Origin of the sequence: Ochrobactrum sp. CGA5 (assembly GCF_006345815.1) — a bacterium.
Classification (GTDB): domain Bacteria; phylum Pseudomonadota; class Alphaproteobacteria; order Rhizobiales; family Rhizobiaceae; genus Brucella.
Genome location: NZ_VCIG01000043.1, coordinates 172,255 through 196,430 on the forward strand (window position 1 = coordinate 172,255; position 24,176 = coordinate 196,430).

A 24,176-nucleotide genomic window follows, 5' to 3' on the forward strand; every position below is an offset into this window, starting at 1 on the left:
GACAATCTCATGAAGAATGTCCGCTTGCGCGCATATTCCGAAAAAGTGTGAAGCAGCATTCGGATCGGGTGATCGTTGATACAAAGAAAAGAGCGCCGATCTGTTTCAAACTGATCGGCGCTCTGGAAGCGAAATTTTCTGTTAATGTGGCTGCGGAGCGGGACGCACCTCGGCTGGAGGCTCATCCGGGCTACGTTCCGGCTCCTTGAGGCGGAACCAGGCGACATAGAGGGCAGGCAGGAAGAGTAGCGTAATCGCCGTGCCGGCTATGATACCGCCCATCATGGCGTAGGCCATCGGCCCCCAGAACACTTCACGCGCAATTGGTATCAGCGCTAGACTTGCTGCCGCTGCCGTCAACGCGATGGGACGCATTCGGTGCTGGCTCGCCTTCATCACCGCATCCCATGGATGCATACCCTCAAGGATATCCTCCTCAATCTGTACGATCAGAATGACCGAGTTTCGGATGAGAATACCGACCAATGCCAGCACGCCAAGGATAGCCACGAAGCCGAGAGGCTTGCCGCTAGGCAGCAGGGCCGCCACCACGCCGATAAGACCGAGCGGCGCCACAGCCACCACAAGGAACAGCCGCTGGAAGCTCTGAAGCTGGATCATCAGCACCGTCGCCATAACGAAAAGCATCAGCGGAACGACCGCGGCGATCGGCCCTTGGCTCTTGCCGCTTTCCTCCACCGTGCCTGCCGTCTGGATATAGTATCCCGACGGCAGTTTGTCGGCGAATGTCTTGATGGCTGGCGACAGATCCTTGACGATCGTGTCCGGCATTGTCTTGTCGATGATCCCAGCAGCCACAGTAATCGTCGGAATGCGCGAACGACGATAGATGACCGGTTGTTCCAGCTCATACCGGAAATTGGCAATCGCTGCCAATGGCACCGACGTGCCTTTACCGGTTGCGATCTGAAGGCTTTGCAGTGTGTCAATCGAGTCACGTTCCTGCTTCTGGGCCCGAGCTATGACATTGATCAGATAAATCGAATCCCGCACCTGTGTGATTGTGATCCCCCCAACGATACCGTTGAGTGTCGTCGCAATATCCTTTGATGAAATGCCGAGTTTTCTCGCCTTGTCCTGCATAACGTCGACGCGAATGACCCGACCCGGCTCGTTCCAGTTGTAGTTGACGACTCCAAGCCGCTTGTCGGCGCTCAGAATGCCGGCAAAATCCTGCGCGATACCACGCAGCTTCTGGATATCCGGTCCTGAGATACGATACTGCACCGGACGGCCAACCGGCGGTCCAAGCTCAAGATATTTCACATTGACGTCGGTACCGACGTAATCCTTGCGCAGAACCTGGTTGAATTTTTCCTTGAGCCTGTCGCGCGCCTCAAGATCTTTCGCAACGACGACCATCTGCCCAAAATATGGATTCGCGGGCTGAACGTCGAAGGAAAGAATGAAGCGTATAGCACCCTGCCCGATATAGGTACTCCAATGATCGATATCGGGGTTATCCTTGAGCATAGTCGCTTCGAATTTTTCCATCTGCGCCTTGGTATCGCCGATGGAACTGTTCTGAGGCAGCGTCCAGTCGAGCACCAGCTCTGGACGGTCAGATTCCGGGAAGAACTGCCGTTGGATGAAGCCCATGCCGAAAACAGAAGCCAAGAAAAGCACAACGGTCGTAATTATCGTGATCCATTTATGTCGCATGGACGCGAGCAGGACCTGTGAGAAGATTGTGAAGAAACGGCTATGCTTTTCCTCATGCGCCTTCATCTTCTTCGGCAGAAAGGTGACGCCCAGCAGTGGTGCAAACAGAACTGCCACGATCCATGAAACCAGCAGCGAAACAGCAATCACCACGAACAAGGTGAACGTGTACTCACCAGCTTGGCTATTATTCAGCCCTATTGGTATAAACCCCGCAATGGTAACAAGCGTACCCGTCAGCATCGGGAAAGCCGTATGCGAATAGACATAGGTCGCGGCTTTGTTGATGGGATCACCATGCTCAAGCCGTGCCACCATCATTTCAACCGCGATCATTGCATCGTCAACCAGCAGACCGAGCGCGATGATAAGCGCACCGAGCGACACACGCTGCAATGAAATATCCATCAGCGACATCGCCAGGAAGGTAATCGCCAACACCAGCGGGATCGAAAGCGAAACAACAAAGCCCGCACGCACCCCGAGGCTGACGAAACTCACAGCCAGAACGATAATAACTGCTTCAAACAGGGCTTCGGTAAAGCCCGAAACTGCTTCTGTGACAACCTGGGGCTGATCCGCAACTTTGAACACTTTGACGCCGACCGGAAGTTCCGCCGTCACCTGGCTCATCATCTTGTCGAGCGCCGTACCGAATTCAAGCAGATTGCCGTTTGGCTTCATGCCGATGCCAAGGCCGATGGCATCCTGCCCGTTCACCCGGAATATGGATGTCGGCGGGTCAACATAACCCCTTGTAATCGTTGCGACGTCGGAAAGGCGGAAGAAGCGATTATTTACACGCAGGTTCACCGCGCGCAGATCAGCTTCCGAATTGAATTGCCCGCTGACGCGCACGCTGATGCGCTCCGGTCCGGCCTCCACGACACCGGAAGGTGTGATGGCGTTCTGGTCCTGTAAAGCTTGCAGAATTGCCTGCTGATCCAATCCCAGCGCTGCAATCTGACGCGTCGAAAACTCAAGATAAATCGCCTCGTCCTGCGCACCGATCAGTTCGACCTTGCCCGCATTGGGCAGCGTCAGAATTTTCGTCCGTGTGCTTTCAGCATAATCGCGCAACTGCCGCATAGAAAGACCATCGGACGTAAAGGCATAAACGTTGCCATAAACGTCACCGAACTGGTCGTTGAAGTACGGCCCGAGAACGCCCTGCGGCAACGTATTCTGAATATCGTTCAGAAAGTGTCGCACTTCCGTCCAAGACTTTTTGACCTGTTCGGCCCGTGTCGTGTCTTTTAGGAACACAAACACAACCGACTTGCCCGCAGTGGTTATGCTGCGCGTGTAGTCGAGCGTATCCAGCTCTTCGAGCTTCTTTTCCAGCCGGTCCGTAACCTGATTGAGCGTTTCATCAACGGAGGCACCAGGCCAATTCGCCTGCACGACCATCGTTTTGACAGTGAACTCCGGGTCTTCCTCGCGACCGAGATCGATGTAGGAAATCAGGCCCGCCACCAGAAAGACGAGCATGAAATACCAGACAAGGGACCGATGGTTCAGAGCCCAGTCAGACAGATTAAATCCCTTCTTCACAGCCCCGTTCCTTTCGCGTCCAAGCGGACTTTCTGTCCTTCCTTCAACTCATTCGCACCGGCAATCGCAACGTAACTGCCGACTTCGACACCCCCGGCAACAAAACTGCCGCCGCGTCGTTCGATCACCTGCACATCGTGAAGGGAAACCGTCTGCTTGTGCGGGTCGATGACCCATATGCCAGTCTTGCCGTTTTCATCACGCAGGGCCTGGATTGGCATCGTCACATGGTTCTGTTCGGGTGCAGCCACCGCCGCCCGGATCGTAGCGCCGAGGCGAAAGCCTTCCGGCGGATTGTCGAGAGCAATTCGGACGCGCCGAGTGCGCGTCTGCGCATCTGCTTGGGGGGCAACCTCACGCACAGTCCCCTGTCCCGTGACTTTGGGATCAGCCTGAAGCTGTACGTTGAATCGCGTGCCCTGCTCAAAATATTGCGTCATGCTGTCGGGAATATCGAGCACTGCTTCGCGAATATCGGGACGCGCGACTGTCATCACGGTTTGCCCGGCTGCAACCACCTGTCCAACTTCAGCATTCGTTGCCGAAATGACGCCATCATAATCTGGACGCAACACAGCATAGCTGCGTTGGTCTTGCGCCTTTTTCAGCCCCGCCTTAGCCTTTTCAAGCCCCGCCTCGGCACTGTCGCGGGCCTGCTTTGCCGCATCATAATCAGCTTGCGAGACATTGTTGCCTTTCAGCAGGATTCGCTGGCGCTCCTCGCTGGCAGACGCGTTGGCAAACTGTGCTTCAGCGCTCGCCAGATCCGCCCGCGCCGACTGAACCGCAAGGTCGAGATTGGATGGATCGACCATTGCAACCATCTCGTCCTTCTTCACGAGATCGCCTACCTGGACGGGTCGATTGATGATCCGCCCAAGCACACGAAACGCAAGATCGGTGGAATAACGTGGCTCTATCGTACCTGCAAAGCCCGTCTGCGTTACAGGCTTCGGCTCAACCACCATGTACAGAACCGGGCGCACAACGTCCGTATCCGCTTGTTTGTCTTCTTCCTTGCCGCAAGCGCTCAACAGAACCGCCGCACCAAGTACGGCGACGCAGCCCATTGACCGGATCGCACGAAACTGGATTGCCGTTTTCATTTTGCAATCAGTCCTTCCTGTTCCTGCACGACATCAGCCGGTTCACCAGAGCGAAGCATCTGTGCGCCTTTCGTGACGATCAGCTCGCCCTCCTGCAGTCCGCCTTCAACGAGCAACCGCCCCTTTTCGTAGGCAAGCACCTTAATTGGAACCAGCGTTGCCACCTTGGAATCCTTCGAGAGCCTCCAGACAGCCGTGCGTCCTGAATCCGAAGTCATTGCGCTCCACGGCAGTACAACGACTTTCACGGAGTCCATATGAACCGTCCCCGTCACCGTGGCTCCGAGGGCCATCTGGGGTGGCGTTTGCGCTATTCCCACCTTCACTCGTACGGTGCCCGTCTGTGCATCCACTACCGGCGAAATTTCGCGGATTTTGCCTTCGGCGCTGATCGAAGGATCGGACAGAAGCGCAATCGTTACGCCCATGCCGATCTTGGCATGATTGACCAGCGTTTCCTGCACATCGAAGATCGCGTCACGCGGGCCATCCTCGGCAATCGAAAACGCCGTCTGCGCTGCCTGTACGACCTGCCCGGCTTCGACATTGCGCGCGGTAATCACGCCTGAAACGGGTGCCTGTAATTCGGTGTAGGACAACTGGTCGCGCGCATCTTTGAGCTGGCTTTCGGCACTGGCAAGCGCACTTTGCGCCGTCTGCAAGTTCTGGTTTGCCTGATCGTAGGTACTGCGCGTCGTGAAGCCTTGTGCCAGCAAGGCCTTCTGCCGTGCAAAATTGGCCTGTGTTTGTACGAGTTGAGCCTGTGCGGCATCCTTGGTGGCTTGCGCTACGCGTAAATTGGCCTGCTGTTCGACGTCGTCGATACTGGCGAGGAGCTGCCCCTTTTCCACATGCTGGCCGATTTCAGCCACGCGGTGCACAACCTGACCGTTCAAACGGAACGAAACATTGACGAGCGAACGTGCCGCTATCGCACCCGATAATGTCAATTTTGGCTGATAATCGCTGGCAACCGCTTTGATCACTGCCACCGGCACGACATTGAGCTGGTCCGCCCGCACCTGAGAAATAAGGCCTGGCACAAGGAGCCCCAGACAGACAAGGAGTAAACCGGGATTTCCAAAACGGAAAGCGACGGGCTGCCTCGCAGCACGCTTGCGCCCATTTTGGAAGCCGTAAATAAATGATTTTACTGCCATTTACGCGATTCTCACTGGTTCGATTGCGCTGAGAATGCAGCTAAAGCCATGCAGAGAAAAGCGGTATTGTAAAAGATATGGCATCATAGTTATCGCTGTTAAAATCTTTTCGAAAAAGGTTACACAAAATAATAGAAAGGCTTTGCTACTTATCGGAGCATTTATAATTAGGAATCAAGAATACGTTAATTCTCAAGACTATTGACCGTTGAGCACAGCCTTCTAGATCTTTGCCTCCTCGACGAGCCTCTGTCCCGCGGCGTTCAATTCATAGCGGGTGCGTTGAGTGCGCGGGTCGCGTTGCCGGATCCGCACGTAACCATGATCTTGCCCGAGCACCGAAATTTCCCGCAGTACCAGCGCATGCGCGACGCCAAACAATCGCGCAAAGCTTCGACTGTCTGACGCAATATCCAGCGCCAGTGCGGCGACAATGCCAGCTCCCAGTCCTGTAAGATCGCGGGACGCTGTCATGAGAGCTTCCACGAAGGCCATATATTCCACCTCGCCCTCATCCATCACGCGACAGCCGATTTAAGAGGGCGGAATGATACGATCACCGATTTCGACGTCGGCGTGTAGCTTTCGTCACCTGAACTGGCGAGCGGCACGAGAACGTTCATTTCAGGATAGTAGCCTGCAATACAACCGCGGGGGATGTCATAGGGTACAAAGCGGAAATCGCGGGCAATACGCTCCACGCCATCATCGAACTCGCCAACAATATCGGCCCGGTCACCCGCCTCTACCCCGATATCCGCCATATCGGCTGCGTTCATGAAGACGACCTGTCGTTCGCCATAAACGCCGCGATAGCGATCATCCATGCCATAGATGGTCGTGTTGTACTGATCGTGACTGCGAAATGTCTGCAGCACGTAACGCCCCGGCGTACCACGTGCCTGCTGATGTTCGACAGCTTCCGGCAGGGCACCCGTCCAGAACGTAGCTTTTCCATTTGCCGTATTCCATTCCAGCTCGCGAGCGGAGTTACGCAAATGGAAACCGCGGGGAACCCGCACACGCTCATTGAAATCGTAAAAATCCGGTAGCACACGGGCAATGTGGTTGCGGATAAGATCATAGTCATCGGCAAGCTCCAGCCAGTCGACCGGCTGCGGCCCAAGCGTCGCCTGCGCCATGCCTGCAATTATCGCCACTTCCGAACGCAAGTATGCAGATGCAGGTGGGTTGATGCCACCTGAACCGTGCACCATGCTCATGGAATCCTCCACTGTCACAATCTGCGCCACACCTCTGGAGTTGAGGTCGATCTCGGTGCGGCCAAGGCAAGGCAGGATAAAGGAATCTTGTCCTGGCACCAGATGCGAGTGGTTGAGCTTGGTGGCGACATGGACCGTCAGGCGCTGGCCGGAAAGCGCTTTCGAGATAAGCGGACTATCCGGCGTGGCCCGCGCAAAATTGCCGCCAAGGCCGATAAAAGCCTGCGCCGACCCGTCGAGCATGGCGCCAATGGCACCCAGAACATTGTGTCCCGGCTTGCGCGGAGCTTCAAAGCCAAACTCCCTTTCCAAAGCATCAAGAAATGCGACTGGAGGCCGTTCATTGATGCCGACGGTACGATCGCCCTGCACGTTGGAATGGCCACGCACCGGACACAGCCCTGCGCCCGGCTTGCCAATGTTACCGCGCAGCAGCATGAAATTCGTGATTTCGCGGATCGTGATAACGGAATGGCGATGCTGGGTGATCCCCATCGCCCAGGTGCAAATGACCCGGTCCGATTCCATGTAGATTTTTGCCGCACGCTCCAGCGACTGCCGGAGAAGTCCCGACTGGTCCTCGATTGCGTCCCATGGCGTTGCATCAACAGCCGCGCGATAGGCCTCTAGTTCCGCCGTATGTGCACTGAGAAATTCGCGGTCAAGGATTGATGGCTTGCCTGCCGCGAGCGCCGCATCGTCTGCTGCAAAAACCGCTTTAGCCATGCCTCGAAAAGCGGCGAGATCACCACCGAGACGTGGCTGGAAATAGTCGCTCGCTATGGCTTCGCTGCCACCGTGCAGCATTTCAAGCTTGTTCTGCGGATCGGCGAAACGCTCCAGCCCGCGTTCACGGATCGGATTGAAAACGACAATGCGCGCGCCACGTTCAGCGGCACGACGCAGATCGCCCAGCATGCGTGGATGGTTGGTTCCCGGATTCTGGCCGACGACAAAAATCGCATCGGCCCTCTCGAAGTCTTCCAGCAGCACCGTGCCCTTGCCGACACCCACAGACTGCTTCAATGCGACGCCGCTTGCCTCGTGACACATATTGGAGCAGTCGGGGAAATTATTGGTCCCGTAGGCACGCACGAATAGCTGATAAAGAAACGCGGCCTCGTTCGAGGCGCGCCCCGACGTATAGAACTCAACCCGGTCAGGACTGTCGAAACTCTTGAGAATGTCACCGATGGTCTTGAACGCTTCATCCCATTCGACGGCTTCATACTGATCGGTCGAAGCATTGTACCGCATCGGATGGGTCAGGCGGCCGGTATTTTCCAGATCGTAATCCGTCCAGCTACGCAATTGCGAAACCGTATGTTCGCGGAAGAAGGCAGGCGTGGTGCGCCGGTCAGTTGCTTCCCAGGCGACCGCTTTCACGCCGTTTTCGCAAAATTCAAAGGAAGAGCCGTGTTCCGGATCACCCCAGGCGCAACCCGGACAATCGAACCCGTCAGGCTGGTTAGCCTTGAGAAGAGTGCGCGCGCCGGAAAGCGGAGCGCCGCTTGCAAGCAGTTGCTTGCCGCAGCTTTTCAACGCGCCCCAGCCGCCCGCTGCAGCGGATCGCTTGCCGATAAAACCGGTTTTGGTGGCCTTGCTCATCCGTTACCCTCTAACCCAGTTGCTGGACCGCCTTCTTCGATTGACAAGAGATGCCGTGGGCGGGTGCCAATATCATAAGAGTAATTATCTGGTCCTTCAATTAACCGCGAGGCAATTGTTATTCGATACTTGTTCCCACTTGATTTCGGTCGCACGATCCGTCATGCGATTGGTCAAGAAAAATTACCACAAGGGGTGGGATAGATGCCCAACATCGTTGAAATCGCCGATCTGAAACGGCTTGCCCAGCGCCGCGTCCCCAAGATGTTCTTTGATTATGCGGATTCTGGCGCCTGGACCGAGTCGACCTATCGCGCCAATGAAGACGACTTCAAGAAAATCAAATTGCGCCAGCGCGTCCTAGTCGACATGACAAACCGTTCGCTGGAAACAACGATGATCGGCGAAAGAGTGTCCATGCCGGTCGCTCTCGCCCCGACAGGCCTGACAGGTATGCAGCATGCTGACGGCGAAATGCTTGCCGCACAGGCAGCCGAAGCCTTCGGTGTTCCCTTCACCCTTTCGACCATGAGCATCTGCTCTATTGAAGATGTGGCGTCGGTGACAAAGAAGCCGTTCTGGTTCCAGCTCTACGTGATGAAGGACCGCGACTTTGTGAAAAACCTGATTAGTCGCGCAAGGGCTGCCGGCTGCTCGGCACTGGTGCTGACGCTCGATCTCCAGATTCTCGGCCAGCGCCACAAGGATATTCGTAACGGCCTTTCCGCCCCACCCAAATTCACGCCGAAGCATATCTGGCAAATGGCGACCCGTCCCGCCTGGTGCCTTGGCATGATGGGCACACAGCGTCGCACGTTCCGCAACATTGCTGGTCACGCCAAGAATGTCACCGACCTTTCTTCCCTCTCCTCTTGGACGGCAGAGCAGTTCGATCCACAGCTCAACTGGAACGACGTAGCCTGGATCAAGGAACAATGGGGTGGCAAACTCATCCTCAAAGGCATTCTCGATGCCGAAGACGCCAAGATGGCAGCAAAGTCAGGTGCAGACGCAATCATCGTGTCCAATCATGGTGGACGTCAGCTGGACGGTGCCCCTTCTTCGATCTCCATGCTGCAACCGATCGTTGACGCCGTCGGCGACAAGATCGAAGTGCACGTCGACGGCGGCATCCGCTCCGGTCAGGACGTACTTAAAGCGCGCGCGCTCGGCGCACAGGGTGTTTTCATCGGTCGTCCGTTCCTCTACGGCCTCGGCGCAATGGGCAAAGATGGTGTAACGCTGGCGCTGGAGATCATCCGTAAGGAACTGGATGTCACGATGGCGCTGTGCGGCAAGCGCAATATCAACGATATCGACAAATCGATCATCCACTCCGTAAACTTTTAAGATTGAATGGAGCCGGCCCCGCGTCGGCTCCTGTAGCTTAGCAATAACTGGAATACTATCGCGTTATACGCGAGTGGCGATGAACGGTGCATCGCAAGGTTACTAAAATAACCAAGTGTTAAACATATCTCTTTACCATGTCCGGCAATACGGTTTGTGGACCGTTTTTCTGTTCGGATTTGGAGTGGGAACCGATGAAGTGCACTGCCGCCATTACCATTGTAGCTGTCAGTCTGATGGCGGGATCAGGAGCGGCGTTTGCCGCTGATATAATTCCAGACGCTATTGTTGAACCATTGCCGGCACCGGTCAATTCCTCCGGCTGGTATATTCGTGGCGACCTCGGTTACAATTTCAAATCCAGCACAGACGGAGACTGGAGTTTTTGGAACCAGTTCGATCCGCCCTATCGCGGCATCGACGACACGCTGCGCTATGATGACTTCAACCTCAAGGCAGGCGCGACTTATGGCGTGGGCGTCGGTTACCGCTTCACCGATATGTTCCGTGCCGATGCAACGCTGGATTTCTTCCGCGCGGGCATCAACGGCCGTACTGCTTGTCCGAGCTATGTGAAATCCAGCAAGGGTTTCAACCCCGTCGAAGACAATTGCAATTATGAGGATTCATCTACGGCCAATATCTGGACGGCCATGGCCAACGCCTATGTTGACCTGCCTCGTATGGGACCGGTTACGCCTTATCTCGGTGCCGGTCTCGGCGCTGCATATGTCAAGTATGACGACTGGAAAACTCATGAGGTCTGCGCAGGCTGCACCTATTCCAGTGAAAAGGATGGGCTGGATAGCTGGCGCTTCGCAATGGCTCTTATGGCCGGTGTCAGCTACGATCTGAGCGAGCAGCTCAAGCTTGATGTTGGCTATCGCTATATGCGCATCAACGGTGGCAAGGCCTACGGTTTCGACGCTGCCGACCGCAGTACCAATCCTTACGGGAGTGCCGAAGGACCGGGGGCCACCGGAACGCAGGCCAAGGACAATGGCTTCAATATGCATACGATTCGTGCCGGTCTCCGCTACGAATTCCGTTAAAGAACGCACGTCTGAATAGAAAAGCCCGGCTTTTGCCGGGCTTTTTGCATTTATCCACGTGAAGTGGGTGCTTTCGACAAGAGCACTGTGCGGATAGCGAAACTGGAATGAATGCGCGCGACACCGGGCAATCGCGACAGGATTTCCTTGTGAATGATCTCATAAGCCGCAGCATTTTCGGCTTCAACGCGCAGGATATAATCCGCATCGCCCGTCATGAGATAGCATTCCTGAACTTCCGGGTGCCGCCGGACCGCCTCCTCAAAACGGTTCAGGAATTCCTCCGTCTGCCGGTCGAGTGTAATGCGCACGATGGCAACCAGCCGCTCGTCACCATCGGAAGAGCCTACGATGGCCGTGTAGCCACGAATAACGCCGCTTTCTTCCAATATTTGCACCCTTCGCAGACAGGCGGACTGGGAAAGACCGACTTCGCTGGCAAGATGGCTATTGGTCATACGCCCGTCCCGGCGCAGGCAGCGGATGATATTGCGGTCGATACTGTCGAGCGTCGGCATGAACAATCTTCAACTTGAGAGTTAAAATATGCGCAAGATATGCAGTAATTCGCATAATATGCGATAAATAGCAAAAACATTCGAATAGTCTTCGACTAATATGCCAAGAAGCTTCGGGAGGCAAACGATCCATATCGACAACGACCTTCCAAGCGTTCTCGCAGAGTGACGAGCAGTCTGGAAAGAACAGTGTAAATGGTTGATATGTCGATGCAATTTTCACAGGATGAGCGCGATCTTGCCGCCGGTGGCCTATTGACCATCGACCTTTCGGCACTGCGTCACAATTATTCGGCCATTGCCCGCCATATAGCCCCCACCCGCGCCGCCGCCGTCGTCAAGGCAGATGCCTATGGGCTCGGGGCCAGCCGTGTTGCGCCTGCATTTTACGATGCCGGTTGCCGCGATTTCTTCGTCGCTCATCTCGGCGAAGCCATTGCGCTGAAGCCGTATCTCCAGCCCGATGCAACGCTTTACGTCCTGAATGGTCTTCAGCCGGGAACGGAAGAAGCCTGTGCCCGCGAAGGCATTCTGCCGGTACTCAACTCGCTGGAACAGGTTGAAAACTGGGCGGCACTTGCCGCCAGACAAGGTAAGAAACTGCCTGCCCTGCTCCAGCTCGATACCGGCATGTCGCGCCTTGGCCTGTCACCGAAGGAATTTGAGCGCCTTCTCGCAAGCAACACACTTCTGGACAATATCGACATCAGGTTTGTCATCAGCCATCTGGCCAGCGGCGACGAGCCGGAAAATGCAGCAAATGCCCGTCAGCTCGCCAATATGAATGCGCTGCTCGCGCGTCTGCCAAAACTACCGGTTGCCTTCGCCAATTCGGGCGGCAGCTTCCTCGACAAAACCTATCATTTCGACCTCGCTCGCCCCGGCGTCGCGCTGTATGGCGTTGGACCCAAAAGCGAGATCGTTCCCGTCCTCACCCTTTCGGCGCGCGTCATTCAGGTGCGCGAGATCGACAAGGGGGCAGCGGTTGGCTATGGCGGCACCTATATCGCCGAAGGTCCCATGCGCGTTGCAACAATTGCCGTCGGCTATGCCGATGGCTGGTTCCGCTCCCTCAGCAATAAAGGCGCAGCGTTCTTCGGCGACACGCGTCTGCCGATCATCGGTCGGGTGTCGATGGACTCGATTACGCTCGATGTCAGCGCTCTGCCGGAAGGCATACTGAAACTTGGCAGTCTTGTGGAGCTGATCGGTCCCCATCAACGTCTCGAAGATGTGGCACGCGACTGCGACACCATTCCCTATGAAATTCTGACTGCGCTCGGCAACCGTTATGCACGTGTCTACGTGGAGAGCGGCGTGAGCGACATAAAAGCATAAGACAAGAGGCGAACATGCAGATCACCATCCTCGGCAGCGGCGTCATCGGCGTTACGACCGCTTATTACCTCGCCAAGCTCGGTCACGAGGTAACCGTTGTCGACCGCGAAGAAGGCCCGGCGCTGGAAACGAGCTTTGCCAACGCAGGTCAGGTTTCGCCGGGCTATGCGTCACCATGGGCTGCTCCCGGCATTCCGTTCAAGGCCGCGAAATGGCTATTCCAGAAGCACGCGCCGCTCGTCCTGCGCCCTACCTGCGACCCAGCACAATATAGCTGGCTCATGCAGATGCTCGCGAACTGCACCGATAGCCGCTACAAGGTCAACAAAACCCGTATGGTGCGCGTTGCCGAATATGCGCGCGATTGCCTTGTCGATCTCCGCAAGGAAACCGGCATCGAATACGATCAGCGTATGCAGGGTACGCTCCAGCTTTTCCGGGAACAGTACCAGCTCGACGGTATCGGCAAGGACATTGAAGTATTGCGTCAGGACGGCGTGCCATTTGAAGTCCTCGACCGCGAAGGCTGCGCCAAGGTGGAACCGGCTCTTGCCCGCGTGAAGGACAAATTCGTCGGCGGCCTGCGTCTGCCGCATGACGAAACCGGCGACTGCTTCAAATTCACCAATGCACTGGCGAAAATTGCCGAAGGGCTGGGTGTGAAATTCCGCTTCGGCGTCAACATCAAATCGTTGCTGATGTCCGGCGGCAAGGTTTCCGGCGTCGAGACCTCCGAAGGCGTTCTGACCGCCGACCGCTATGTCGTCGCCCTTGGCAGCTATACGCCCGCACTCGTCAAATCGCTTGGCCTCAACGCCCCGATCTATCCGGTGAAGGGCTATTCCATCACAGCGCCGATCGTCGACGAGGATCGCGCTCCCGTCTCAACCGTTCTCGATGAAAGCTACAAGATCGCAATCACCCGTCTTGGCGACCGCATCCGCGTCGGCGGCATGGCGGAAGTCTCGGGCTTCACCAAGGACCTCCCTGCCGCACGGCGCGCAACACTCGATTTGTCAGTGACCGACCTGTTCCCCGGCGGTGATCTGAAAGCGGCAACCTTCTGGTCCGGTCTGCGCCCGATGACGCCGGATTCCACGCCGATCATTGGTGCAACACGCTACGACAACGTGTTCATCAATGCCGGGCATGGAACACTCGGCTGGACCATGTCATGCGGTTCCGGCAAATTGCTGGCCGACCTTATTTCCGGCAACAAGCCGGATATCCGAGCCGACGACCTCGGCATCTCCCGATACGAGTAAGTATATTTGAACAAGATTGAATCGCCTTCCCAAGGCGATTCAAAAACTTGGTGGCGTGCAAGCGCTGACGATTTCGCACGGCGCCGGTCCGACGCAGCGGAACCGGTGTGGCAGCTTGCTGGAAAAGTAATAGGCGTCGCCCGGCCCCAATATGCGGCGCTCACTGCCCACCGTCACTTCGATGCGACCCGAAATGACGATGCCGCCCTCCTCCCCCTCATGCATCAAAAGCACTTTTCCCGTGTCAGACCCGGGTTCATAACGCTCCTTCAGCATCTGTAACGAACGTGAAAACAGATGGTCACCCACCTGACGATAGGAAATCGGCCCCTTGCCGATTTCCACCAGCTCCTCGGCCTGATAGAATACTTTGTGTGGCGCATCAGGTTCGAGCGCGAAAAAATCGGCCATGCCGATGGGAATACCGTCGAGAATACGCTTTAATGCGCCGACGGACGGATTGGACTGATTGGCCTCGATGAGGGAGATGGTGGAGTTGGTTACACCTGCCCTTTTGGCAAGCTCGCGTTGCGACAGATTCTGCCGCATGCGCACATAACGAAGCCTCCCGCCAATGTCGATGCTCATCGAAACATCCTCTCCATGTTTATGATGTTCAGTATAGCACAAACTTGATAATTATCACACATAAAAACAATGGCTTAATGTTCTGAAGAAAAGGACTTGTTGCTTTTCGCAAAGCATGGCCTGCTGGCTTCAAATAGGAGGTAACGATGCTCACCAAAACCAACACGCCAAGCCTTGAGAACTTCTGGATGCCGTTCACTGCGAACCGGCAGTTCAAGGCAGCGCCTCGCCTGCTCGCAAGTGCTTCGGGCATGTATTACACCGACACAGATGGCAATCAGGTTCTGGACGGCACGGCCGGTCTTTGGTGCTGCAATGCAGGTCATGGCCGCAAGCGCATTACCGAAGCTGTCGAGCGCCAAATCTCGACCATGGATTTCGCACCCACCTTCCAGATGGGCCATAATGTGGCTTTCGACTTTGCGGAAAAGCTCGCAGCCATTGCACCGGGTGGACCGGATGCAAAACTGGACCGGGTGTTCTTCACAAATTCCGGTTCGGAATCGGTCGATACCGCACTGAAGATCGCCATCGCCTATCAGCGTGCCATCGGTCAAGGCACCCGCACCATGGTTCTGGGTCGCGAAAAGGGCTATCACGGCGTTGGTTTCGGGGGCATTTCCGTCGGCGGCCTCGTCAATAATCGTCGCGTTTTCCCGCAGATTCCTGCCGACCATCTGCGCCATACGCTTGATATCGAAAAGAACGCCTTCTCCAAGGGCCTGCCCGCAAACGGCATCGAGCTTGCCGACGATCTGGAACGCCTCGTCCAGTTGCATGGCGCCGAAAAGATTGCTGCCGTCATCGTTGAACCCATGTCGGGTTCGGCTGGCGTTATCTTGCCGCCGAAAGGCTATCTGGAACGCCTCCGCGCCACAGCGGACAAGCATGGCATTCTCCTGATCTTCGACGAAGTCATCACCGGCTTTGGACGCCTCGGCACGCCATTTGCCGTTGATCATTTCGGCGTCGTGCCTGATCTCGTGACAACCGCCAAGGGACTGACCAACGGTGCCATCCCGATGGGCGCGGTGTTCGCCGCCCGCAAGGTCTATGATGGTCTGATGACTGGCCCGGAAAATGCGATTGAGCTGTTCCATGGTTACACCTATTCCGGTCATCCCGTTGCTGCTGCTGCCGGTCTTGCAACACTGGAAGTCTATGCCGAAGAAGGCTTGCTGACACGCGGTGCGGAGCTTGCCAATCACTGGCAGGAAGCGCTCCATTCGCTCAAGGGCGTTTCAAACGTCATCGACATTCGCAACCTTGGCCTGGTTGGCGCTATCGAACTCTCATCGCGCAAGGATGCACCAGGCGCCCGCGCCTATGATGTTTTCGTGGATTGCTTCAAGAAGGGTCTGCTCATTCGCGTAACCGGCGATGTGATCGCACTTTCGCCGCCATTGATCGTGGAGAAGGAACAGATCGATACGATCGTATCCGTCCTCGGCGACGCTATCAAACGCGCAGCCTGACCTCCACCCCGGTCACGCTGCCTTTAGCCGCCGCTGTTCCCCTGCGGCGGCTTTTTTCTTTCCGATCCGGCTTACCCCTGCGATGGTGTGAATTTTGCCACCAGCGCATGACTGTCGCCGGGATAGGTGAAGCGCACATGCGTCACTGGTTGGTCGGCATTCCATGTCTGGCGTTCAACAACCAGACAGGGCGAACCGGCAGCAACGCCAAGCATCGCAGCATTCTCCTCAATTGCAGCGACAGCGCGGATGGAATGTTGCGCGCTGCTCCACGGTACGCAGGCAACCAACCACGGACCGGGGGGCTGCTCTGCAAAATTGGTATCGATTGCACTCGGCACAGCATCGAGACTAATCAAGCGTTCTTCAAGTGCAAACACACGCTTTCCGGCATAGTGTCGACAGACGAGTTCGATCAGCGGCGTGTGACGTGGCATATCAATATGCTTGGCGTCGGCAGGCCCGCTCAGTCGCTCACGCCGTTTCAGCAGCTCAAAACGATAAGGCATGCCAAGTGCTGCCACCTCATCGCGAATATCGTGGATTTCCAGAATGGCGGCTTGCGATTGCGGAAAGGAAACAAAGCTGCCGGACCGCCGCTTGCGTTCAATCAAGCCAGCTTTGGCAAGCTGCGTCAGCGCCTTGTTTACGGTCATGCGCGAACAGCCATATTGCTCCGTCAGTTCGTGTTCGAACGGAATGCGATGACCGGGTTGCCATTCGCCAGATATGATACGTGTTTCAATATCATCCAGAATACGCTGGTGCAGCGACAGCGTAGGTCCGTCATTTCTGGATAAATTGTCCTGCACGTTCGTCCCTTTTAATCCAGTAATTCACCAATCGCCTTCTGGAAAGCACGCTCGGCTTCATCACGCAAGCGGTGTTGTCCGCCTTCCACCTGTTTAACACCGCGTACCCATACATCTTTAACAGAAGCGCGACCGCCGAAAATCCAGCCATCCAGCACACCATCGCCTTTCGCGTGAGGCAGACGTGCTGTATCGAGCGCAACGAAATCGGCAGAAGCTCCCATTTTCAATCGATCGCCTGCGCGACCCATGGCTATGTTACCGCCTGTCACTGCGCCATCGAACAGGGCCCGGCCCGTAGACCCTTCGTTCTCAGCCAGCACATTGCGAGCGCGATGCTTGAGACGCTGCGAATATTCATACTGGCGCAACTCATCAGCAATACCAATCAGTACATTGGAATCCGATCCCACGCCAAATTTTCCGCCTGCCGCGTGGAAGGCAGTGGCGTTGAACGTTCCATCCCCCAGATTGGCCTCTGTCACAGGACAAAGACCGGCAATTGCACCGGCCTTGGCCATGCGTTGTGTTTCGTCGTCGGTCATATGGGTTGCGTGAATGAGGCACCACCGCGACGACAAATCCTGATGATCAAGAAGCCATTCGACCGGTCGTTGGCCAGACCAGGCAATGCAGTCCTCCACTTCCTTGAGCTGTTCAGCGATGTGCATATGCACCGGCGCATCGGGTATAAGCTTTGCCGCAAAAGCCAGCTCGTCTGGCGTCACAGCACGCAGGCTGTGTGGCGCTACACCAAGCACAGCGCCATCAAAGCCGGACAGAGCCTTTTGGCAAGCTTCAATCAGGCGGGCGAAGCTTGCGTCATCATTGATGAACCGTCGCTGTCCTTCGTTTGGAGCCGCACCGCCAAAACCCGAATGCACATAAAAGACCGGCAATAATGTTAGACCAATACCTGCCGTCTTGGCCGCAGCTACAATGCGATCCGCCATTTCCGCGATATTGCTATAAGGCGTACCATCGCGATCATGATGCAGGTAGTGAAACTCGCCAACGCGCGTAAAGCCGGCTTCCAGCATGTCAACGTACAGCCGCAACGCCACAGCTTCAGCCTGCTCCGGCGACATGGTGAGCGCGAACTTGTACATGATCTCGCGCCAGCTCCAGAAGGAATCTGCAGACGGACCGCGTCGTTCAGCCAATCCAGCCATGCCGTATTGGAACGCATGACTGTGCAGATTTGGCATGCCGGAAACAATCACCTTATGGTGTTCATCTCCTGACTGCACACTGACGCCGGTTTCAACGGATGCGATTTTTCCATCAGCAATGCCAAGCCGCACATCATTCGCCCAGCCTGTTTGCAAAAGCGCCTGTCCGACATGGATAAATTGCGTTTTTGTGGCAGCAGCAGACATTTGAACAGGCTCCTCATTTCGCCAGATTTACGCGCTGATCTTTCAACAGATCGCAAGTGGATGCATTTTTTCTCTTGGCGGCTCCGTTAATATGTATATACATTATTGAAAAACAGGGGAAGCGAGAAAACGCTCATGTCAGATAAAACAGGCTATATTTTAAGAAACGCCCGTATCGTCACGCTGGGCGAAAACGCCGATGGTCTGGGCCTCATCGACAAGGCAGCGCTTGCCGTTAAAGACGGCAAGATCGCGTATGTCGGAGCGGAAGATGCACTGCCTGCCGATTATGCATCCTTTGAGAAAATAGATTGCGGCAACCGGCTCATTACGCCTGGATTGATCGACTGCCACACGCATCTCGTTCATGCAGGCAACCGCGCCCATGAGTTTGAACTGCGGCTGAATGGCGCCACATACGAAGAAGTCGCACGCGCTGGCGGTGGGATCGTTTCCTCGGTCAGAAATCTGCGCGCTGCAAGCGAAGACGATCTTGTGCGCGAAACTCTGCCTCGTCTCGATGCGCTGATTGCAGAAGGCGTCACCACTGTCGAAGTCAAATCCGGCTATGGTCTCGACCGCGACAGCGAAATCAAGTCGCTGAAGGTGGCCCGCCGTCTCGGTGAAGAGCGCGACGTGGCGATCCGCACAACGTTCCTCGGCGCACACGCCTTGCCTCCGGAAATGAACGGCGACAAGACCGCTTATATCGACCGCGTCATCAACGACATGCTGCCCGCCATTGCGGCTGAAAATCTGGCTGATGCTGTGGATGGTTTCTGCGAAGGCATCGCATTTCTGCCCGACGAAATCGCCCGGGTTTTCGATGCCGCCAAGGCGAACGGTCTTCCAGTGAAGCTTCATGCCGACCAGTTGTCCAACCTGCATGGAGCGGCACTTGCCGCTTCCTATGGCGCGCTTTCTGCCGACCATCTGGAATATACCGACGCGGATGGTGCTGCCGCCATGGCCAAGGCCGGAACGGTGGCTGTGCTGCTTCCCGGCGCTTATTACTTCATTCGAGAAACACAGAAACCACCGATTGATGCTTTCCGTGCCGCAGGCACAAAGATGGCGCTCGCCACCGACAACAATCCGGGCACATCACCACTGACCTCGCTTCTGCTCACCATGAACATGGGCGCCACTCTCTTCCGCATGACGGTCGATGAGTGCATTGCGGGCGTCACACGCGAAGCAGCGCGTGCGCTTGGCGTTCTCGATCGGGCCGGAACGCTGGAAGTCGGCAAGGATGCAGATCTCGCCATTTGGAACGTCGAGCGTCCTGCCGAACTCGTTTACCGCATCGGCTTCAACCCGCTGTGGAAGCGGGTGTTCAAAGGCCAGCTTTAATTCATTTGCAATGGAGCCTTTTATGACCGTTATCCTCAAGCCTGGTTCTGTCCCGCTGGAAACGCTTGAAAAAATCTATCGCGATGGTCTCCCCGTCAGCATCGATCCCGCTTTCTATGCAGGCGTTGAAAAAGCGGCAGCGCGCATTGCCGAAATCGCAGCAGGGGATGAGCCCGTTTACGGCATCAATACCGGCTTCGGAAAACTCGCCTCGATCCGCATTGCGGCAGGCGATGTCACCACGCTCCAGCGTAACCTGATCCTGTCGCATTGCTGCGGCGTCGGCGAAGCTCTCCCGGAAAACATCGTGCGCCTTATTATGGTGCTGAAGCTGATCTCGCTCGGTCGCGGTGCGTCCGGCGTGCGGCTCGAAGTCATCACGCTTCTCGAAAACATGCTGGCAAAAGGCGTGATCCCGATGATCCCGGAAAAGGGTTCTGTCGGCGCCTCGGGCGATCTTGCGCCGCTGGCCCACATGACTGCCGCCATGATCGGCGAAGGCGAAGCCTTCTATCAGGGCGAGCGTCTGCCAGGCGCGAAGGCATTGGAAAAGGCGGGGCTGAAGCCGGTCGTGCTTGCCGCCAAGGAAGGGCTGGCGCTGATCAACGGCACGCAAACCTCAACTGCCCTTGCACTGGCCGGGCTTTTCCGTGCGCATCGTGCTGCACAGACCGCATTGATTACTGGTGCGTTGTCCACCGATGCCGCGATGGGGTCGGACGCACCGTTCCACGAGGAAATCCACACCCTGCGTGGTCATAAAGGACAGATCGACGCTGGCCGGGCATTGCGCGCCCTGCTCGAAGGGTCCGTCATTCGCCAGAGCCATCTTGAAGGTGACCAGCGCGTGCAGGACCCTTATTGCATCCGCTGCCAGCCGCAGGTTGATGGTGCTTGCCTCGACATTCTGCGACAGGCCGCACGCACACTGGAAATCGAAGCCAATGCGGTTACCGATAATCCGCTGGTTCTCTCTGACGGGCGCGCTGTTTCCGGTGGCAATTTCCACGCCGAGCCGGTTGCCTTCGCCGCCGACCAGATCGCGCTGGCCATCTGCGAAATCGGGGCAATTTCACAACGGCGCATTGCGCTTCTTGTTGATCCCGCCTTGTCATTTGGCCTTCCGGCCTTCCTCGCCCGTAAGCCGGGATTAAATTCCGGTCTCATGATCGCTGAAGTTACATCCGCAGCTTTGATGAGTGAAAACAAGCAGATGGCGCATCCGGCCTCGGTTGACTCGACCCCAACATCCGCCAATCAGGAAGACCATGTGTCCATGGCCTGTCACGGTGCGCGCCGCCTGTTGCAGATGACCGCCAATCTCAACGCCATTATCGGTATCGAGGCGCTGACAGGTGCATTGGGTGTCGAGTTGCGCGAGCCGCTAACCACCAGCCCGGAACTTAACAGGGTCATCGGCGTGCTGCGCGCAAAAGTGCCTACGCTGGAGGATGATCGCTACATGGCCGACGACCTCAAGAATGCTGCCAATCTGGTCGCTGACGGTGCGCTTGTAGGGGCGGTTTCGAGCGGCGTCCTGCCGTCTCTGGAGGCATGATCATGGCTCCATTCGAAGTTAGTCAGGGTACTTCGCCTGTCATTCTTGGTCTTCCGCATACGGGGACTGATGTGCCGCAGGACATCCGGGTGCGTCTCAACGACAATGGGAAGATACTGGCCGATACCGACTGGCACATTCACACGCTTTATGACGGCCTCATCGAGGGCGCGACCACGGTTCGGGCGACCTTCCACCGCTATTGTATTGATGCCAATCGTGATCCGGCTGGCGTCAGCCTCTATCCCGGTCAGAACACCACTTCACTGATCCCGGAAACCGACTTTGACGGCATTGCCATCTGGAAGGACGGTGAAGCACCGACACAGGCCGATATCGTCGACCGTATTGCGCGCTTCCACAAGCCCTATCACGAGGCGCTTGCCGCCGAGATCGAGCGGGTGAAGACAATTCATGGTGTCGCCATCCTCTATGATTGTCACTCAATCCGCTCGCATATTCCCTTTCTCTTCGAGGGAAGACTGCCGGATTTCAACATCGGCACGGATATGGGCAAAACCTGCCACCCGAAAATCGAGGCTGCAGCTGTTGAGACCGCGAAACAGGCCGAAGGTTACACTTCGGTCCTCAATGGCCGTTTCAAGGGCGGCTGGACGACGCGCCATTACGGCAAGCCGAAAGCAGGCGTCCACGCCATCCAGATGGAGCTTGCCCAATCGACCCATCTTGCGACCGAGGCCGTGCCATTCGCCTATGACGACACCAAGGCGGACAAGCTTCGCGTGCATCTCAAAATCCTTTTGCAGCGGCTGGAAACAATTGCCGCAGAACTGAAATCCTGAGGAGAACATCATGTCCAATCCACGCCATAACGAGCGCGAAGTGCGTAGTCCCCGCGGAGACGAACTCAACGCCAAGAGCTGGCTCACCGAAGCGCCGCTGCGCATGCTCATGAACAATCTTGATCCCGATGTTGCCGAGCGCCCACACGAGCTGGTCGTCTATGGCGGCATTGGCCGTGCCGCCCGCACATGGGACGATTTTGACCGTATCGTAGCAACGCTGAAGACGCTCAACGATGATGAAACCTTGTTGGTGCAATCGGGTAAGCCGGTTGGCGTTTTCCGCACCCACAAGGATGCGCCACGTGTTCTGATCGCCAATTCCAATCTGGTGCCGCATTGGGCGACGTGGGATCACTTCAATGAACTGGATAAGAAGGGTCTTGCCATGTATGGCCAGATGACCGCCGGTTCGTGGATCTATATCGGCGCACAGGGCATTGTGCAGGGCACTTACGAAACCTTCGTGGAAGCCGGCCGCCAGCATTATGAAGGCAATCTCAAGGGCAAATGGATTCTGACCGGCGGCTTGGGCGGCATGGGCGGTGCACAGCCTCTGGCGGCGGTTATGGCTGGTGCCTGCTGCCTTGCGGTTGAATGTGACGAAACCCGCGCCGATTTCCGCCTGCGCACCCGTTATGTCGATGAAAAGACCCATAGCATTGATGAGGCGCTGGCCAAAATCGACGAATGGACCAAAGCAGGCGAAGCCAAGTCCATTGCGCTCATCGGAAATGCGGCTGAAATCTTCCCGGAACTCGTCAAGCGCGGCGTGCGTCCAGATATTGTTACTGACCAGACCTCTGCGCATGACCCGGTGCATGGCTATCTGCCAATCGGCTGGAGCGTTGCCGAATGGCGCGCCAAACAGGAGAGCGATCCGAAGGGCGTTGCGAAAGCCGCTCGCGCTTCAATGAAAGTGCAGGTTCAGGCCATGCTCGACTTCTGGAATGCCGGCATTCCAACCGTCGATTACGGCAACAACATTCGTCAGATGGCGCTCGAGGAAGGCTTGGAAAACGCCTTCGATTTCCCGGGTTTTGTGCCTGCCTATATCCGCCCGTTGTTCTGCCGTGGCGTCGGTCCTTTCCGCTGGGCTGCGCTCTCCGGTGATCCGGAAGATATTGCAAAGACTGACGCCAAGGTGAAGGAACTGCTGCCCGACAACAAGCATCTGCACAACTGGCTCGACATGGCAAAGGAGCGCATTGAGTTCCAAGGCCTGCCAGCCCGTATTTGCTGGGTCGGTCTTGGTGATCGTCACCGTCTTGGCCTTGCCTTCAACGAAATGGTCCGCAATGGCGAGTTGAAGGCACCGATCGTTATCGGTCGCGACCACCTCGATAGCGGCTCGGTGGCTTCGCCGAACCGCGAAACCGAAGCCATGAAGGATGGCTCTGATGCTGTTTCTGACTGGCCATTGCTCAATGCGCTGCTCAACACGGCATCGGGCGCAACATGGGTATCACTCCATCATGGCGGTGGCGTCGGCATGGGCTTCAGCCAGCATTCCGGCATGGTGATCTGCTGCGACGGTACGGAAGACGCTGATCGCCGTTTGGAGCGCGTTCTGTGGAACGATCCGGCTACCGGTGTTATGCGCCATGCCGATGCAGGCTACGACATCGCGCTCGACTGGGCAAAGCAGCAGGGCCTGCGCCTTCCAGCCATCCTTGGAAATTGAGGGCGAATGGCAATCACTGTCCTCAAGGCCGAAAGACATCGCCGCATGCCGTGGAAGAACGGCGGCGGCGTGACGGTTGAAATTGCAGTCTATCCGGAGGGTGCGTCAGTCGATAATTTCGACTGGCGCATTTCCATGGCGACGGTGGCCAGCGACGGAGCGTTCTCCATCTTTCCCGGTATTGATCGGACCTTGTCGGTATTGGAGGGCGACGGCATCGTGCTCGACATTGAGGGGCAGACGAATCCCCTCACCCGGCACAGCGCGCCATTGTCCTTTGCTGCGGATGCAAACTCCAGTGCACGACTGATCGGTTCGACCATTATCGATCTCAATGTCATGACTCGACGCGGGCGTTTTACCCATATGGTCCGTCGTTTGCCGGTTGAGGGCGCCCCGCTCACTCAGGCCAACGGCAATCCGGCGCTTCTTTTCTGTGCCGAAGGTCAGTTCGGTCTGACATTGGCAAGTGAAACCCGAAAACTTGAGCAATATGATTGCGCGGTCTTCACAAACTGCGACGGCGCGGTTCTTGAACTCACGGGGCACGGAACGTGTTACCTGATCGCGATTAATTCAGCGTGATCAGTCATTTATAGGCGTCTGAAATAGCGGGAGGATTTATTATACGTGCTGAACTGTCTAGACAGACGACAAGGTCCTGTTA

Annotated in this window: 19 protein-coding genes; 10 read left to right on the forward strand and 9 right to left on the reverse strand. The window is 56.4% G+C overall.

From position 1 onward, the window contains the following. Positions 1-141: 141 nt before the first annotated feature. The 5 genes from FJQ48_RS21390 to FJQ48_RS21410 form a co-directional block, all read right to left on the reverse strand. Complete coding sequence (locus tag FJQ48_RS21390; protein WP_139976932.1) at positions 142-3,237, reverse strand: efflux RND transporter permease subunit; 3,096 nt, start codon at positions 3,235-3,237, stop codon at positions 142-144. Beyond that, on the reverse strand, positions 3,234-4,343 hold the full coding sequence (locus FJQ48_RS21395; RefSeq protein ID WP_139976933.1) for an efflux RND transporter periplasmic adaptor subunit: 1,110 nt from the start codon (positions 4,341-4,343) through the stop codon (positions 3,234-3,236). The genes FJQ48_RS21390 and FJQ48_RS21395 overlap by 4 nt, the downstream gene beginning before the upstream one ends. After that, positions 4,340-5,503 (reverse strand): efflux RND transporter periplasmic adaptor subunit, encoded by a 1,164-nt coding sequence (locus FJQ48_RS21400; protein WP_139976934.1) that lies wholly within the window; start codon positions 5,501-5,503, stop codon positions 4,340-4,342. Before FJQ48_RS21400 ends, FJQ48_RS21395 begins: the two co-directional genes overlap by 4 nt. 222 nt (positions 5,504-5,725) lie before the next feature. Next, positions 5,726-6,025, reverse strand: a complete 300-nt coding sequence (locus FJQ48_RS21405) for a hypothetical protein (protein WP_139976935.1) — start codon at positions 6,023-6,025, stop codon at positions 5,726-5,728. Next, complete coding sequence (locus FJQ48_RS21410) at positions 6,022-8,334, reverse strand: FdhF/YdeP family oxidoreductase (RefSeq protein ID WP_139976936.1); 2,313 nt, start codon at positions 8,332-8,334, stop codon at positions 6,022-6,024. The genes FJQ48_RS21405 and FJQ48_RS21410 overlap by 4 nt, the downstream gene beginning before the upstream one ends. Positions 8,335-8,538: 204 nt before the next feature. Here FJQ48_RS21410 and FJQ48_RS21415 point away from each other — a divergent pair, with 204 nt between their 5' ends. Both FJQ48_RS21415 and FJQ48_RS21420 read left to right on the forward strand, forming a co-directional pair. Further along, positions 8,539-9,684 (forward strand): alpha-hydroxy acid oxidase, encoded by a 1,146-nt coding sequence (locus tag FJQ48_RS21415; RefSeq protein WP_139976937.1) that lies wholly within the window; start codon positions 8,539-8,541, stop codon positions 9,682-9,684. 194 nt (positions 9,685-9,878) lie between these two features. Then, a complete protein-coding gene (locus tag FJQ48_RS21420; RefSeq protein WP_139976938.1) occupies positions 9,879-10,736 on the forward strand; it encodes an outer membrane protein in 858 nt (285 codons plus the stop codon). Positions 10,737-10,786: 50 nt separating this feature from the next. On the opposite strand, the gene FJQ48_RS21425 is transcribed toward FJQ48_RS21420, so the two are convergent. Next, the gene (locus tag FJQ48_RS21425) at positions 10,787-11,254 is read right to left on the reverse strand and encodes an Lrp/AsnC family transcriptional regulator (protein ID WP_010659515.1); all 468 of its coding nucleotides are present in this window, start codon (positions 11,252-11,254) and stop codon (positions 10,787-10,789) included. 195 nt (positions 11,255-11,449) lie between these two features. Between FJQ48_RS21425 and alr the strand changes: the two genes are divergently transcribed. Continuing rightward, positions 11,450-12,592, forward strand: coding sequence for an alanine racemase (gene alr / locus FJQ48_RS21430; protein ID WP_139976939.1), 1,143 nt, complete (start codon positions 11,450-11,452; stop codon positions 12,590-12,592). Between the two features lie 14 nt (positions 12,593-12,606). Beyond that, positions 12,607-13,857, forward strand: a complete 1,251-nt coding sequence (locus tag FJQ48_RS21435) for a D-amino acid dehydrogenase (protein WP_139976940.1) — start codon at positions 12,607-12,609, stop codon at positions 13,855-13,857. Positions 13,858-13,896: 39 nt separating this feature from the next. On the opposite strand, the gene FJQ48_RS21440 is transcribed toward FJQ48_RS21435, so the two are convergent. Then, positions 13,897-14,445, reverse strand: a complete 549-nt coding sequence (locus tag FJQ48_RS21440) for a cupin domain-containing protein (protein WP_139976941.1) — start codon at positions 14,443-14,445, stop codon at positions 13,897-13,899. Positions 14,446-14,591: 146 nt separating this feature from the next. On the opposite strand from FJQ48_RS21440, the gene FJQ48_RS21445 reads away from it, so the two are divergent. After that, the gene (locus FJQ48_RS21445; protein ID WP_139976942.1) at positions 14,592-15,920 is read left to right on the forward strand and encodes an aspartate aminotransferase family protein; all 1,329 of its coding nucleotides are present in this window, start codon (positions 14,592-14,594) and stop codon (positions 15,918-15,920) included. A 71-nt stretch (positions 15,921-15,991) separates the two neighbouring features. Here the strand turns inward: FJQ48_RS21445 and hutC are convergent, their stop codons facing one another. Continuing rightward, positions 15,992-16,732 (reverse strand): histidine utilization repressor, encoded by a 741-nt coding sequence (gene hutC / locus FJQ48_RS21450; RefSeq protein ID WP_139976943.1) that lies wholly within the window; start codon positions 16,730-16,732, stop codon positions 15,992-15,994. A gap of 11 nt (positions 16,733-16,743) precedes the next feature. Then, positions 16,744-18,111, reverse strand: coding sequence for a formimidoylglutamate deiminase (locus FJQ48_RS21455; protein ID WP_139976944.1), 1,368 nt, complete (start codon positions 18,109-18,111; stop codon positions 16,744-16,746). A gap of 135 nt (positions 18,112-18,246) precedes the next feature. Here FJQ48_RS21455 and hutI point away from each other — a divergent pair, with 135 nt between their 5' ends. Genes hutI through FJQ48_RS21480 form a run of 5 tightly spaced genes read left to right on the forward strand, consistent with a single transcriptional unit; the run spans position 18,247 to position 24,094 of the window. Next, positions 18,247-19,464, forward strand: a complete 1,218-nt coding sequence (gene hutI / locus FJQ48_RS21460) for an imidazolonepropionase (RefSeq protein WP_139976945.1) — start codon at positions 18,247-18,249, stop codon at positions 19,462-19,464. A gap of 22 nt (positions 19,465-19,486) precedes the next feature. Then, the gene (gene hutH, locus FJQ48_RS21465; RefSeq protein WP_139976946.1) at positions 19,487-21,022 is read left to right on the forward strand and encodes a histidine ammonia-lyase; all 1,536 of its coding nucleotides are present in this window, start codon (positions 19,487-19,489) and stop codon (positions 21,020-21,022) included. Between the two features lie 2 nt (positions 21,023-21,024). Further along, positions 21,025-21,825, forward strand: a complete 801-nt coding sequence (gene hutG, locus FJQ48_RS21470) for an N-formylglutamate deformylase (RefSeq protein WP_139976947.1) — start codon at positions 21,025-21,027, stop codon at positions 21,823-21,825. 10 nt (positions 21,826-21,835) lie between these two features. After that, positions 21,836-23,509, forward strand: coding sequence for a urocanate hydratase (gene hutU / locus FJQ48_RS21475; RefSeq protein ID WP_139976948.1), 1,674 nt, complete (start codon positions 21,836-21,838; stop codon positions 23,507-23,509). Between the two features lie 6 nt (positions 23,510-23,515). Beyond that, positions 23,516-24,094, forward strand: coding sequence for a HutD family protein (locus tag FJQ48_RS21480; protein ID WP_139976949.1), 579 nt, complete (start codon positions 23,516-23,518; stop codon positions 24,092-24,094). The last annotated feature ends 82 nt before the right edge of the window (positions 24,095-24,176 follow it).